Source organism: Streptomyces sp. NPDC001157, assembly GCF_053598255.1.
In genome coordinates this window covers 97,280-110,055 of sequence record NZ_JBSFJW010000006.1, presented here as the reverse complement: position 1 = coordinate 110,055, position 12,776 = coordinate 97,280, and the positions used below count along the sequence as shown (strand labels likewise).

Below are 12,776 nucleotides of genomic sequence, written 5' to 3'. Positions count from 1 at the left end.
CCGCTTCGGTGCTGTAGCGCCCTGAAGGGCGCGGGGCTGTGTCGATGTGCGGCTCCGCCGCGGGGCGCGACCAGCCACCACGGCGCCGCAGACGATCGACGGACATCACCGCACAGCCCGCGGAGCGCCTAGTCCCGGCCGCCCTGGTCGGTGGCCGGCCAGACGCCGGTCGAGCGCTCGATGGCCTTCGCTCCCGTGCGGTCGATCGCGCTGCGGACCACGGCGAACAGGGCGCCCTGGACCGCAGCGGCGAGCAGGATCTCTCCCCAGCCGCGGTCGCGGTCCAGGGCGTCGGGCGCGTTCTCCTCGTGCCGCAGCGCCATCCATGTCTTACGGAAGGCGAGCGAGGCGATCGCGCCGCTGGCCCAGCCCATGGCGAAGCCCAGGGGCTTGTAGGCGAGGGGCAGCTTCAGTTTCCTCTTCTTCGTCTTCGCCACGTCTGTCTCCTTCGTCGGTCAGGGCCGGCCCGGCGCGGCGATCTCCTCGTCCGCCGGGGCGGGCCCCGGCGGCGTCCCGTCGCCGAACGGCCGGCCGCCCAGTTCCTCGCGGTGATGAGGGGTCAGCCAGCCGGACAGGTCCGGCCCGAGGGGCACGATCCGGGTCGGGTTGATCCCGGTGTGCACCTGGTAGTAGTGCCGTTTGATGTGGTCGAAGTCGACGGTGTCACCGAAGCCGGGCGTCTGGTAGAGGTCGCGAGCGTACGCCCACAGGACCGGGTTCTCCGCGAGCTTGAAGCGGTTGCACTTGAAGTGGCCGTGGTAGACCGCGTCGAAACGGACCAGGGTGGTGAACAGCCGGATGTCCGCCTCGGTGATCGTGTCGCCGACGAGATAGCGTTGCCGGGCCAGCCGCCCTGTCAGCAGCTCCAGGCGCCGGAAGACACCGGCGCAGGCGGCCTCGTACTCCTCCTGGTCCGTGGCGAAACCCGCTCGGTACACACCGTTGTTGACGTCCTCGTAGACGTCCTCCATCACGGAGTCGATCTCGTCCCGCAGGGCGTACGGGTACAGGTCGGGAGCCCCGTCGCGGTGCAGGGCCCGCCACTCGGTGGCGAGGTCCAGGGTCAGCTGCTGGTAGTCGTTGGTGACCAGCTTCCCGCTGGGTACGTCGACGATCGCGGGCACGCTCACGCCGCCCGGGTAGTCGGTCTCCCGGCGGTCGTAGGCCTCGCTGAGGAAGCGGATGCCGAGGACCGGGTCGCGGCCGTCGGGGTCCAGGGTGAAGCGCCAGCTTCGGTCGTCCTGGATCGGGTCGGCGACGCCCAGGGACAGGACGTCCTCAAGGCCGAGCAGCCGACGCGAGACCAGCGCCCGGCTGGCCCACGGACAGGCACGGCTGGCCACCAGCCGGTAACGGCCCGCCTCCACCGGCCACCCGTCCCGGCCGTCCGCCGTGATCCGGTCCGTGAAGTGGCTCTTGGACCGTTTGAACGTCGTCTGCCCGTAGCTGCTGTTGCCCCCGCCGCCCATGATTCCTCCCTGCGTCGCGTGTCTCCCCGATGACCGGTTCCCCCTGTTCGATGACCGGGTTCCCCTCATTCCTGACCGGGTTCCCCACATTCCTTCGATTCCCCCGAAATCCGCCCGCCCGGTGTGAGCCGTCACCAGAGGGGCAGTCGGCGAAGGTGAGCGGGACTTCCTCGACAACCTCGACATCCTCGAATTCCTCGGACGACAAGACGGACCGCAGGACACACGTCACCGTGCTGGTGGCGCTCGCCGCCAACCTGCTGATCGCGGTGGCCAAGGCCGTCGGCGGGCTGGTGGCCGGATCACCGGCTCTGCTGTCGGAGGCGGCGCACTCGGTGGCCGACAGTTTCAACGAGGTCTTCCTGCTGGCGGCGCTGCGCCGCAGTCGCCGCCCGGCAGACAAACGGCATCCCTTCGGCTACGGCAAGGAACGGTTCTTCTGGTCGCTCCTGGCAGCCGTCGGGATCTTCGTCATGGGTGGCTGCTTCTCCTTCTTCCAAGGCGTCGAGGCCCTCAAGAACGGTGCCGAGGAAAAACTGAGCGGTTATGTCGCGGGCCTGATCGTGCTGGGCGTCGCCTTTGTCGCCGAGGGCATCTCCCTGCTGCGGGCCCTGCACCAGGTGCGGCGCCAGGGCGGCAGGCAGCGCATGCGTGATCCGGCGCTGCGCACGGTGGTGGCCGAGGACGGCACGGCGGTACTCGGCGTGACACTGGCCGCCGTGGGCATGGCGCTGCACATGCTCACCGGGCAGGTGGTGTGGGAGGCGTCCGCCTCGCTGGCGATCGGCGTGCTGCTCGTCTTCGTCGCCTACCACCTGGGCCGCGAGGCCCGCGACCAGCTGATCGGGGAGTCCACCGACCCTCGCACGGCGGCCCGGATCCAGGAGCTGCTGGAGGCGGAGCCCGAGATCGACAGCGTGGAGGCGCTGTTCACCATGAAGACGGGCCTCGACACGGCCCTGGTGGCCGCCCGCGTCGACCTGATGCCCGGCCTGGACAGCGAAGAGGTCGAGGAGGTCGCGGTGCGGATCAAGCGCTCCCTCGCGAGGACCGTGCCCGAGGCCGACGAGATCTTCCTCGACATCACCGACCGGCCGGCCCATGAGGCACGAGAAAGCCCCGCCGCGACGGGGGAACGCGGCGGGGCCTGACGCACGCGTGCCCGGCGGCATCCGGTTCATGCGTCCTTGAACGAAGATTTTTTCCGGCCCGGTGCAGGGGCCGGTCCGGCAGCCGACGCGGGTCCCGGTTCAGGGGCCGCCCACCAGGGCCCGGATCAGTGCCCTCCGTCAACCGGTTCCAGTACGAACACCGGGATCTCCCGGTCCGTCTTCTTCTGGTAGTCGGCATAGGGCGGATACGCCGCCACGGCACGCTCCCACCACTCGGCCTTCTCCGCGCCGGTGACCTCACGGGCCGTCATGTCCTGCTTCTTCGGCCCGTCCTGGAGCTCCACACGGGGATCGCTCTTGACGTTGTGGTACCAGACCGGGTGCTTGGGCGCGCCGCCCTGAGAGGCGACCAGGGCGTACCGTCCCTCGTGCTCGACGCGCATCAGAGGCGTCTTACGGATCTTGCCGCTCTTCGCACCCCGGGTCGTGACCAGGACGACGGGCAGGCCGGTGTCCATCAGCGTCGTCCCCTTGGTGCCGCCGGAGCTCTCGTACAGCTCCACCTGCTCGCGTACCCACTGTGCCGGGCTGGGTTCGTACTCGCCCTCAAGAGGCATGTCATCCGTCCCATCGTCGAGTTCTGCAGCTGACTGGCACCGTCCTACAACACCGGTGCATGCAGGATTCATCCATACCGCACTGCCCGACGGCGTCGTGATCACGCCACTCGAGAGCGGATCCGTCACCGACCGATCCCGCAACGGGCGCAGACATGGCCGGATTGTGGAGGCGCCCACTGCTGCTTCGGCCCGATTCAGATGCACGAGCGAGCATCCCCGGCCAGAATGCCCGCGCCACCGATCTGGCCGAACTTCACGTCGTCCCATAGATGCCCCGGGCATCTAATGAAGATCTGCACGACGCACTCTTCGTCTGCGAGGTCTTCCATGACGGAAACGGAACCCGTCGCGTTCCCCCAGGACCGGACCTGCCCCTACCACCCGCCCACCGCCTACGACTCCCTGCGCGCCACCCGCCCGCTGAGCCGGATCACGCTCTACGACGGCCGTCCGGCCTGGCTCGTCACCGGGCACGCCCTCGCCCGCGAGCTGCTCTCCGACCAGCGCCTGTCGACCGACCGCACTCATCCCGACTTCCCGGCGCCCACCGAGCGGTTCGCCGCGGTGAAGAACCGGAGGGTGGCGCTGCTCGGCGTCGACGACCCGAAACATCGCACGCAGCGGCGGATGATGGTGCCCAGCTTCACCCTCCGCCGCGCCGTCGAGTTGCGGCCGCAGATCCAGCGGATCGTGGACGAGCGGCTCGACTCGATGATCGCGCAGGGGCCGCCCGCCGAGCTGGTCAACGCCTTCGCGCTGCCCGTGCCGTCGATGGTGATCTGCGCGCTGCTCGGCGTCCCGTATGCCGACCACGAGTTCTTCGAGGGCCAGTCACGCCGGCTGCTGCGCGGCCCCACGGTCGACGACGTGCAGGACGCGCGCAACCAACTGGACGCGTACTTCGAGGAGTTGATCGACAGCAAGCTGAAACAACCGGAGCCCGGCGAGGGCGTGCTGGACGAACTCGTCCACCAGCAGCTGCGCGAGGGAGTGCTGGACCGCCAGGAGGTCATCTCGTTCGCGACCATCCTGCTGGTCGCCGGCCATGAGACGACCGCCAACATGATCTCCCTGGGCACCTTCACCCTCCTCCAGCATCCCGAGCACCTGGCCGAGTTGCGCGACAACGCGGAGCTCGTGCCCGGCGCCGTCGAGGAGCTGATGCGCATGCTGTCGATCGCGGACGGCCTGCTGCGCCGCGCCACCGAGGACATCGAGGCCGGCGGCACCACCATCCGGGCGGGCGACGGCGTGGTCTTCGCCACCTCGGTCATCAACCGTGACGAGGACGTCTACCCCGCCCCCGACACCCTCGACTGGCACCGCTCCGCCCGCCACCACGTCGCGTTCGGCTTCGGCATCCACCAGTGCCTGGGCCAGAACCTGGCCCGCGCCGAGCTGGAGATCGCCCTGCACACCCTCTTCGACCGGCTGCCCACGCTCCGCCTGGCCGCCCCTGCCGAGGAGATTCCCTTCAAACCCGGCGACACGATCCAGGGGATGCTGGAACTCCCCGTGACCTGGTAAGAGGCTCAAGGCCATGCACACCGACACGCACATCGAGATCGACAAGGACGTCTGCATCGGCGCGGGCCAGTGCGCCCTGGCCGCCCCGGGCGTCTTCACCCAGGACGACGACGGATTCAGCACGCTGCTGCCGGGCCGGGAGGACGGCGGCGGCGATCCGATGGTGCGGGAAGCGGCCCGGGCCTGCCCGGTCGGCGCGATCACCGTGTCCGAGGGCTGAGCGCCCGAGTCTCAGCCCGCCCGCAGCAGCAGCCGTGCCGCCTCGCGCGCCTCCCGCGCGGGCTCCGTGCTGCGGGTGATCCCGGCGGTGACCATGGCGCCCTCGGCCAGCAGGAACAGCTGCCCGGCCAGGGCGCCGGGCAGCCCCGCGTCCGCCACGAGCCCGGCGAGGTACTCCCGGAACGCCTTCTTGTGCGCCCGTACCTGGGCCGCCACCCGCTCCGACGAGGCGCCCAGCTCACCGTAGGAATTGATCCACGCGCACCCCCGGAAACCGTCCTCGCCGAACCACAGCTCCAGCCAGTCGAAGACCGCCAGGATCCGCTCCTCGGGCCCCTGTCGCCGCTGGACGAACTCGGCGAGCCGGCCGCGCCAGCGCACATCGCGCCGCTCCAGATATGCCTCCACCAGCTGCTCCTTCGCCGGGAACAGCTGGTAGAGCCGCTTGAGCGAGACGCCCGACGCACCGCGGATGTCGTCCATGCCGACGGACTGGATGCCCCGCCCGTAGAACAGCTCCTCCGCGGCGTCCAGCGCCTGCTCCCGGGCGACTGCACTGTCGATGACGGCCATGCGGTGTACCACCTCCCCTTGACGTGCTCTTCCACGTGCTCTCTTGACGCGAGAACGAGCGTTCTCCTACGGTAGCAGCCCTGCGGAGAACGCTCGTTCTCCTCTGTTGTCCGTCCGTCGAGGAGGAATCCATGGCCACCGACCGTCCGCCCCTGCCCCCGTTCACCCGCGAAACGGCCGCGCAGAAGGTCCAGGCCGCCGAGGACGCCTGGAACACCCGCGACCCCCACAAGGTGGCGCCGGCCTACTCGGAGGACTCGGTGTGGCGCAACCGCGACACCTTCGTCACCGGACGGGCCGAGATCGTCGAACTCCTGACCTCGAAGTGGGAGCGCGAGCTGGACTACGCGCTGCGCAAGGACCTCTGGGCCTTCGACGGCAACCGCATCGCCGTCCACTTCCAGTACGAGTCCCGGGACGCCGACGGCCAGTGGTGGCGCTCCTACGGCAACGAACTGTGGGAGTTCGACGAGCACGGCCTGATGACCCGGCGCGAGGCAAGCATCAACGACGTGCCCATCGAGGAGAAGCAGCGCCGCATCCACGGCCCGCGGCCCGAGGCCGAGCGGGGACGGTCCTTCCCGCTCCGATAGCGTTCCCGGTGAGTAGGGTGCGCGGATGACCGAACAGGCCGAGCAGCCCTTCCTCTACGTCGTCGTCTGCGCCGCCGGGATCGCCGCGGACGTCAGCAAGCTGATCACCGCCGCACAGGAGCGGGACTGGGAGGTCGGCGTCATCGCCACTCCGGTCGCCATGAACGGCTTCTTCGACACCGCCGCCGTCGAGGCGCAGACCGGTCGCCCCATACGCTCCGCCTGGCGAACTCCCGGCGACCCGCGCCCCTTCCCGCCGCCGGACGCCGTGGTGGTCGCGCCCGCCACCTTCAACACCGTCAACAAGTGGGCGGCCGGGCTCGCCGACACCCTCGCGGTGGCCACCCTCTGCGAGGCCTACGGCCTGGGCGTCCCCGTCGCCGTACTCCCGTGCGTGGCCGACGCCCTGGCCGCCCATCCCGCCTATCAGGACAGCCTCGTACGACTGCGCGGGATGGGCGTCCGGTTCGGCGATCCGTACTCCGGCGAGCCGGAAGAGGACGGCTCGCGACCGGAGTTCGGCTGGGCGCGGGCGCTCGACCTGATCGAGCGGCGGTGACGAGTCAGGCGCAGCGGACCGTCGGACCCGCCAGCATGCCCCCCGTGTACAGCGTCTGCCCCTGCGGCATCCAGTAGCCCAGCTTGGAGACGACCGTCGAGCAGGCGGACCCGACCGAGGCGCGGACCACGACCGTGGCCGGGTGACCCGGCTGCAGGTCGGTCAGGGCGCAGTCGAGGGCGTACGCGTTCCTCGTCGTCGCGGGATAGCGGCCGGTCAGCGGATTGACGCAGCGGGCGTCCGACGTGGACAGCCGCACCCCCGAGCTCTCCTCTCCGATCAGCCCGAACCGCGCGCTGCCGTCCCCCTGCTCGCTGTCGCGGTGGATCCGGTACGTCAGCGTGGTCGCCGTGCCGCGCTGCAGCGTGGTGTGGTCGACCTCGATGCGGTGCGTGGCCGGCGGCTTCGGCGCGGTCAGGGTCAGCGTGGCGCGGACGGTGCCGTGCAGGTCCACTCCGGCGGGCGACGACTTCACGCGCACATCGGCGGTGACGTCGTACGTCCCGGGACCGGGATACTCGCCGGAACCGGGAAGCCTCCCGGAGGCCGCCGTCACCCCGCCCTTCCGCGCGGTCCAGGTGCCCGAGGTGAGACAGGCGACACCGCCGTCCGACTCCGGACCGCTGCAGGACGCCGGGGCCGACACCGCCATCGTCGGCGTGCCGCTTCCCGCGCACAGGCTCACCGAGGCACGCTGCCCGTCCGCGCTCCGCAGGACTCCCGCGGGTACGCACAGCGTGGACGGTTCCGGCGGCGGACTCGGACTGCTCCACGCGGACGAGACCGGCATGAGGGGCAGGGTCAGGGGCAGTACGGCCGCTCCGATCAGGAGCTTCGTCTTCGTCGGACGTGTCGGCACCGGGTTCCTCCCGCAGGGCCACGACCGGCCGGACGCCGGTCACCTGCGCCGAGGATGCGCGAGCGCGCCGACCGAGCGGCGGCTCCCACGCCGGGCGGTCACCTGCGGGCAGCAACGGCCGCTGCCCCGGCCGTCCAGGGGCGTGGTACTCGGAGTGTGGGCGAAGCCGTACGCTCCCCTTCGTACCCATCCCGAAGGCAGGAGCAGCAACGATGCAGTACGTGAAGCTCGGTTCGACGGGCCTGGACGTGTCGCGGGTCTGTCTCGGCTGTATGACCTACGGCCTGCCCGACCGCGGCGTGCACGAGTGGACGCTCGACGAGGAGGCCTCGCGTCCGCTGATCCGGCAGGCGCTGGAGGCCGGGATCAACTTCTTCGACACGGCGAACGTCTACTCCGACGGCACCAGCGAGGAGATCGTCGGCAAGGCGCTGCGCGACTTCGCGAACCGCGACGAGATCGTGCTGGCGACGAAGGTACACGGCCGGATGCGGCCCGGGGCCAACGGCGCGGGACTGTCCCGCAAGGCGATCATGACGGAGATCGACCACAGCCTCAGCCGCCTCGGCACCGACTACGTCGACCTGTACCAGATCCACCGCTTCGACCCGCACACCCCGGTCGAGGAGACGATGGAGGCCCTGCACGACCTGGTGAAGGCGGGCAAGGTGCGCTACATCGGGGCGAGTTCGATGTTCGCCTGGCAGTTCTCCAAGATGCAGTACACGGCCGAGCGGCACGGCTGGACCAAGTTCGTGTCCATGCAGAACCACTACAACCTCCTCTACCGCGAGGAGGAGCGCGAGATGCTGCCGCTCTGCGCCGACCAGGGCGTCGGCGTCCTGCCCTGGAGCCCGCTCGCCCGGGGCCGCCTCACCCGGGACTGGGGCACGGTGACGGAGCGCAGCGCGGGCGACAACTTCGGCAGCCGCCTCTACCCGGAGGGCGATCGCACCATCGTCGAGGCCGTCACCCGCATCGCGAACGACCGCGCCGTCCCGCGCGCCCAGGTCGCCCTCGCCTGGCTGCTGCACCAGGACACGGTGGCCGCCCCGATCGTCGGCGCCGCCAAGCCGCACCACATCGAGGACGCCGTGGCCGCCGTCGAACTCGATCTCAGCGACAAGGAGATCGAGGAGCTGGAGGCCCCTTACTCCCCGCACCCCATCGTCGGCCACAGCTGACCGCACAGGTCGGGCGCAGTCCAGGGTGGTGACTCAGTGGGGCCCGTGCGGTGCGAACTCGGTGCCGCACGGCCCCGCGCCCTCGCTCTCCGCCAGGACCACGCGCTCGCCGTCCATCGACAGCGTGCGGTAGTAGTGCCCGATGCGCTCCGCCGACCGTCCCACGTAGTGGCCGATGAACGACCGGCGGAACCGGTCGGTGGTCCCGTTGGGCTGCGAGCCGTGCACCAGGCTGCCGTTGAAGAAGAGGACGTCCCCCGGCTCCATGTCGACCGGCACGGCCGCAAGGCCCGGCGGCGGGGGAACGTACTCCCGCGCGAACGACACCTCGGGGTCCGCCTCCTCCGGACAGAACAGGTCCATGCGGTGCGTACCGGGGACGACCTCCAGACCGCCGTTGTCCCGGCCGATCACGTCACAGGCCAGCCACGCCGCCACACACGTGCCCGGCTCCACCCGCAGATAGAAGTTGTCCTGGTGCAGCGCCTGCCCCCGCGCGCCGGGCGGCTTGAAGTAGAACATGCTCTGGGCGGCCAGCACCTCTTCGTCGAGCAACTCCTCCAGCGCCCCGCGCAACCGGGCGTCGAGCAGGACGCGCAGCGCCGTTTCGCTGATCTCGTGCGGGTGCATCACCCGCGGGTACGCGGCCAGCGGATCCGCGGACGCGCGCGGCTCGAAGTGACCGGGCACCGGCCCGGCCGCGTGCAGCGCCGCGAACTCCGCACAGAGCCGGTCGATCTCGTCGGGTCCGAAGAGTCCGCGTACGACGGTGAACCCGTCCTCCTGGAACTGCCTCAGCCCGTCCTGGGTCAGGATGGAAGCGCCGACGGCGCCCATATCCATGGCTGTCATACGTCCGCTCCTTCCGTCGGGTGTCCTCGGCTCATCACGCTAGGTCGCCGCGCGCTTCAGGAGGATGCCCGTGAACGCTGACGGATTGCCCGAGACTGCTGCGTCCGGCGATCCCGCCCCGCCGCCGGGCCTCGTCGTCGTCGGCCGCTACGACCAGCCGGAGGGCTACGGCGTCAACCGGCCGCGCGGCGCGGACAGCTGGCTGTTCACCTGGACCACCGGCGGGCGGGGCCGGCTGCGCCAGGGTGGGGCCGAGGCCCGGGCCGGCGCGGGCGACCTGGTGGTGCTGGCCCCGGGCGTCGGGCACGAGTACGCGGTCGACCCTGCCGCCCACAGCTGGCGGTTCTGGTGGGTGCACTGCCAGGCACGCCCGTCCTGGGCGCCGTGGCTGCGGCCGTACGACACCGGCGACGGACTGTTCGTCGTCACCCCGACCCCGGCCGCCCTGCACGACCGGGTCGACGCGGCCTTCCGACGGATGCTCGCCGACGCCCGCTGGACCGGCACCGAGTCACCGCCCGCCGCCGCGCCGGACGACCGGGTCGCCGTGGCGCACGGCACAGCGGCCCGCGAACTCGCCCTGTCCTCCCTGGAGGAGATCGTCCTGCTCACCGCCGCCACCGCGCGCACCCCGGCCTCGCCGCCCGGCGTCGACGGCCGGGTGCGCCGTGCCGAGGCGCTGATCGCCGCCGACCCGGGCGCCCCGCACACCGTGCGCTCGCTCGCCGAAAGTGTCTCCCTGTCGCCCTCCCGGTTCGCCCACCTGTTCACCCGGCAGCTCGGCCAGTCGCCGATGCGGGCCTTGCGCGAGGCCCGGCTGCGGCATGCCGCCCGGCTCCTGGAGAGCACCGACCTGTCCGTGGATCGGGTGGCCGCGGCTTCGGGATTCGCCAGTCCGTTCCACTTCAACCGGGTCTTCCGCGCACGCTACGGAGTGCCGCCCGGCGCCTACCGGCGAGGCGGCTCAATGGTTGGGACATGAGCCGTAGCGCTCCGTTCGACCCGTCGGATGTGCGGTGAAACGGCCGCTCAATGGTTGTGGACCGGGCCGGGTGCGCCGACCGACTGAATCCCTTTCCGATTGCCGCACCGACAGGCTTGACCATTCGTCAAATCCCGTCGACGGGCCCGGCGGGCACAAAACCGCTGGATCTCTTGTTAGGGCTGCCTGACCTGTGCAAAGGTGTGCCTGTCGGCGCACGGACAACAAATTTTCCGGCTGTGTGCACGAGGCCGTTCCCGTTCGACCTACGCTCCAAAAGGGCTTCCCCAGGTGGGCGTTGGAGCTGCCGAATCCTGTACTCATACCACTTGGTATGGACTTTATGACGCATGCCCCGAGAGGAATGCAGCCGTGAAAGACGCGGGCCTGTCGAATTCCCCCACGCCCGACCGCCGGTTCTTCGTGACGGACGAACAGCTGAGCGCAGAACTGAAGAAGTGGACGGGGACGACTCCCGCGCTGCAGCCCGTCGGTGAACTTCTCGACCGGCACTGGGAAGCGGCGTTCGCCTATGCCCGGCTGTGCACCGACGGCGCCGCTTCGGCGGGAATGCTCACGACCGCCGCATTCACGAGGCTCTTCGGTGAAACCCTGCGGCAGAACGGGCCGACCTCCGCGTGGCGGCCTCAACTCCTCGTCACCGTCCGCCGGATCGCCGCGGAGTGGGACAACGACCACAGACGGGAACACCTCCACCCCGAGCTGTCCTCCGAGGGCGGGGACCGCGTCGCGGCCCGCCTGCTTCCGCCGTCCGACCGCCGCCTGCTGTCCGGGGCCTTCCAGCGGCTGCCCCAGTCGGCCCGCTGCCTGCTGTGGCATGTGGAGGTCGAGGCGGAAGCGCTAGGGATACCCGCCGGCCTGCTGGGCATCGAGGAGCAGGACGCCGCCGTCGAACTGGAGCGCGCCCGTGAACGGCTGCGTGAGGAGTGCCTCCAGGTCCACCGCGAACTCGCCCCCGAGCAGGAGTGCCGGCGCTATCTGCGGATGCTGGACGTGACCTACCGGCGCGGCGGAGTCGAGATCGATCCCGACCTGAACACCCACCTCGCCTGCTGCAGGCACTGCAGCCACACCGCCGACCAACTGGCACAGTTCAACGAGGGGCGCCTCGGCCTCGCCCTGGCCGAGGCGGTACTCGGCTGGGGCGCGCGCGCCTACGTGGAGTCCCGGGTGGCCTCGCTGACCGAGGAGTCCGGCGCCCTGCCCCCGGAGATCCCGGCCCAGCCGATCCCGGGCGAGCCCTTCGGCCCCTCCCACCCCGCGCCCGGCACGACCCCGCGCCCCGGTGGCCGCTCCGCCGCCCGTCGTGCCGCGCAGAAGGCCGCCCGGCATGCCGCCGCCCGCCGCCGCAATCTCGCCGCGGCCGTCCTGACGGTGAGCGGACTGGTCGTCCTCCCGCTGGTCCTGTGGTCCGTCCTCGGCTCCGGCGACGGCACCACCACGGCCGACGGCGACCACCCCTCCGAGACCCCCGGCAGCGGCACGGGCACCCCGTCCGCGGCCCCCTCCTGGGTCGGCACCAGCACGGGCTCCCAGGGCACCATGCGCGGCAAACTGCACAACGCCGACTCCGGGCTGTGCGTCGCCGTCGTCGGCAAGAAGGTCGTCAAGGGAGCCGAGACCGAACTCGCCGACTGCTCCTCGGCATCCGTCCAGCAGTGGACGTACGAGACCGACGGCCGCCTGCGCAGCGTCACGGTCCCCGGCCTGTGCCTGGACTCCCACCTCGGCTACTCGGTGCAGCTCGCCCCGTGCACGGGCGAGTCCGAGCCGGGTGCCAAGAACATCCGCTACGACTTCACCCTGCAGGGCACCCTGGTGCCGCGCTGGGACCAGGACCTGGCCCTGACCCCCGCGGCCACCGACGGCTCGGGCGCGCTGGTCGTCAAGACCCGCGACGACGGTACCGCCCAGCGCTGGTCGTTCGACACGTCCAAGGCCGACCTGCAGATGCAGGTGGTCAACTGGGACGCCGACAACAGCCCCTCGCCCACGCCGAAGGCCACCCCCAAGGCCGCGAGGACACCGAGCCCCACCCCCACGCCGTCCGCTGCTCCGTCGACGGCGCAGCCGACGCCGACGAGCCCGTACCCCACGAACCCGTACTGCTACTACAACCCGGCCTACTGCGGATGGGGCGGCTACGGCCCGGGTTCCGGATACGGCAACGGGTACGGACACGGCGGTGGCGGCCCCCGCTGACCGC

General features: G+C 70.9%; 14 protein-coding genes. 8 read left to right on the top strand and 6 right to left on the bottom strand.

Annotated features, from left to right (window positions below; translation table 11 throughout):
* Positions 1-128 precede the first annotated feature (128 nt).
* Positions 129-374, bottom strand: coding sequence for a DUF4235 domain-containing protein (locus tag ACWDAG_RS13050; protein WP_450695971.1), 246 nt, complete (start codon positions 372-374; stop codon positions 129-131).
* Between the two features lie 81 nt (positions 375-455).
* Complete coding sequence (locus tag ACWDAG_RS13045; RefSeq protein ID WP_450695667.1) at positions 456-1,469, bottom strand: glutathione S-transferase family protein; 1,014 nt, start codon at positions 1,467-1,469, stop codon at positions 456-458.
* A gap of 155 nt (positions 1,470-1,624) precedes the next feature.
* Here ACWDAG_RS13045 and ACWDAG_RS13040 point away from each other — a divergent pair, with 155 nt between their 5' ends.
* Positions 1,625-2,620: a cation diffusion facilitator family transporter gene (locus tag ACWDAG_RS13040; RefSeq protein WP_450695666.1), complete on the top strand. Its 996-nt coding sequence runs from the start codon at positions 1,625-1,627 to the stop codon at positions 2,618-2,620.
* Positions 2,621-2,745: 125 nt separating this feature from the next.
* On the opposite strand, the gene ACWDAG_RS13035 is transcribed toward ACWDAG_RS13040, so the two are convergent.
* Positions 2,746-3,198: a nitroreductase family deazaflavin-dependent oxidoreductase gene (locus ACWDAG_RS13035; RefSeq protein ID WP_450695665.1), complete on the bottom strand. Its 453-nt coding sequence runs from the start codon at positions 3,196-3,198 to the stop codon at positions 2,746-2,748.
* A gap of 330 nt (positions 3,199-3,528) precedes the next feature.
* Between ACWDAG_RS13035 and ACWDAG_RS13030 the strand changes: the two genes are divergently transcribed.
* Entirely contained in the window at positions 3,529-4,728 is a 1,200-nt protein-coding gene (locus ACWDAG_RS13030) for a cytochrome P450 (protein WP_450695664.1), read from the top strand.
* A gap of 13 nt (positions 4,729-4,741) precedes the next feature.
* The gene (locus ACWDAG_RS13025) at positions 4,742-4,948 is read left to right on the top strand and encodes a ferredoxin (protein WP_123969574.1); all 207 of its coding nucleotides are present in this window, start codon (positions 4,742-4,744) and stop codon (positions 4,946-4,948) included.
* Positions 4,949-4,959: 11 nt separating this feature from the next.
* Here ACWDAG_RS13025 and ACWDAG_RS13020 read toward each other — a convergent pair whose 3' ends face one another.
* The gene (locus tag ACWDAG_RS13020; protein WP_450695970.1) at positions 4,960-5,511 is read right to left on the bottom strand and encodes a TetR/AcrR family transcriptional regulator; all 552 of its coding nucleotides are present in this window, start codon (positions 5,509-5,511) and stop codon (positions 4,960-4,962) included.
* Positions 5,512-5,651: 140 nt separating this feature from the next.
* Between ACWDAG_RS13020 and ACWDAG_RS13015 the strand changes: the two genes are divergently transcribed.
* Both ACWDAG_RS13015 and ACWDAG_RS13010 read left to right on the top strand, forming a co-directional pair.
* The gene (locus tag ACWDAG_RS13015; RefSeq protein ID WP_450695663.1) at positions 5,652-6,113 is read left to right on the top strand and encodes a nuclear transport factor 2 family protein; all 462 of its coding nucleotides are present in this window, start codon (positions 5,652-5,654) and stop codon (positions 6,111-6,113) included.
* Between the two features lie 25 nt (positions 6,114-6,138).
* A complete protein-coding gene (locus ACWDAG_RS13010) occupies positions 6,139-6,672 on the top strand; it encodes a flavoprotein (RefSeq protein WP_450695662.1) in 534 nt (177 codons plus the stop codon).
* A gap of 4 nt (positions 6,673-6,676) precedes the next feature.
* On the opposite strand, the gene ACWDAG_RS13005 is transcribed toward ACWDAG_RS13010, so the two are convergent.
* On the bottom strand, positions 6,677-7,531 hold the full coding sequence (locus tag ACWDAG_RS13005; RefSeq protein WP_450695661.1) for a hypothetical protein: 855 nt from the start codon (positions 7,529-7,531) through the stop codon (positions 6,677-6,679).
* 212 nt (positions 7,532-7,743) lie between these two features.
* On the opposite strand from ACWDAG_RS13005, the gene ACWDAG_RS13000 reads away from it, so the two are divergent.
* Entirely contained in the window at positions 7,744-8,715 is a 972-nt protein-coding gene (locus ACWDAG_RS13000) for an aldo/keto reductase (RefSeq protein ID WP_450695660.1), read from the top strand.
* A gap of 33 nt (positions 8,716-8,748) precedes the next feature.
* On the opposite strand, the gene ACWDAG_RS12995 is transcribed toward ACWDAG_RS13000, so the two are convergent.
* Positions 8,749-9,567, bottom strand: coding sequence for a phytanoyl-CoA dioxygenase family protein (locus ACWDAG_RS12995; protein ID WP_450695659.1), 819 nt, complete (start codon positions 9,565-9,567; stop codon positions 8,749-8,751).
* A gap of 64 nt (positions 9,568-9,631) precedes the next feature.
* On the opposite strand from ACWDAG_RS12995, the gene ACWDAG_RS12990 reads away from it, so the two are divergent.
* Both ACWDAG_RS12990 and ACWDAG_RS12985 read left to right on the top strand, forming a co-directional pair.
* Positions 9,632-10,549 carry a helix-turn-helix domain-containing protein gene (locus tag ACWDAG_RS12990; protein WP_450695658.1) on the top strand — a complete coding sequence of 306 codons (918 nt, stop codon included), beginning with the start codon at positions 9,632-9,634 and terminating at the stop codon, positions 10,547-10,549.
* 372 nt (positions 10,550-10,921) lie between these two features.
* On the top strand, positions 10,922-12,772 hold the full coding sequence (locus ACWDAG_RS12985) for a ricin-type beta-trefoil lectin domain protein (RefSeq protein ID WP_450695657.1): 1,851 nt from the start codon (positions 10,922-10,924) through the stop codon (positions 12,770-12,772).
* Positions 12,773-12,776: the final 4 nt, after the last annotated feature.

What these genes read in the sequence shown, in the direction of transcription:
- ACWDAG_RS13050 (WP_450695971.1), bottom strand. Translation starts at nt 374, where the DNA reads ATGGGCTGGGCCAGCGGCGCGATCGCCTCGCTCGCCTTCCGTAAGACA.
- ACWDAG_RS13045 (WP_450695667.1), bottom strand. Translation starts at nt 1,469, where the DNA reads ATGGGCGGCGGGGGCAACAGCAGCTACGGGCAGACGACGTTCAAACGG.
- ACWDAG_RS13035 (WP_450695665.1), bottom strand. Translation starts at nt 3,198, where the DNA reads ATGCCTCTTGAGGGCGAGTACGAACCCAGCCCGGCACAGTGGGTACGC.
- ACWDAG_RS13030 (WP_450695664.1), top strand. Translation starts at nt 3,529, where the DNA reads ATGACGGAAACGGAACCCGTCGCGTTCCCCCAGGACCGGACCTGCCCC.
- ACWDAG_RS13025 (WP_123969574.1), top strand. Translation starts at nt 4,742, where the DNA reads ATGCACACCGACACGCACATCGAGATCGACAAGGACGTCTGCATCGGC.
- ACWDAG_RS13015 (WP_450695663.1), top strand. Translation starts at nt 5,652, where the DNA reads ATGGCCACCGACCGTCCGCCCCTGCCCCCGTTCACCCGCGAAACGGCC.
- ACWDAG_RS13010 (WP_450695662.1), top strand. Translation starts at nt 6,139, where the DNA reads ATGACCGAACAGGCCGAGCAGCCCTTCCTCTACGTCGTCGTCTGCGCC.
- ACWDAG_RS13000 (WP_450695660.1), top strand. Translation starts at nt 7,744, where the DNA reads ATGCAGTACGTGAAGCTCGGTTCGACGGGCCTGGACGTGTCGCGGGTC.
- ACWDAG_RS12995 (WP_450695659.1), bottom strand. Translation starts at nt 9,567, where the DNA reads ATGACAGCCATGGATATGGGCGCCGTCGGCGCTTCCATCCTGACCCAG.
- ACWDAG_RS12990 (WP_450695658.1), top strand. Translation starts at nt 9,632, where the DNA reads ATGCCCGTGAACGCTGACGGATTGCCCGAGACTGCTGCGTCCGGCGAT.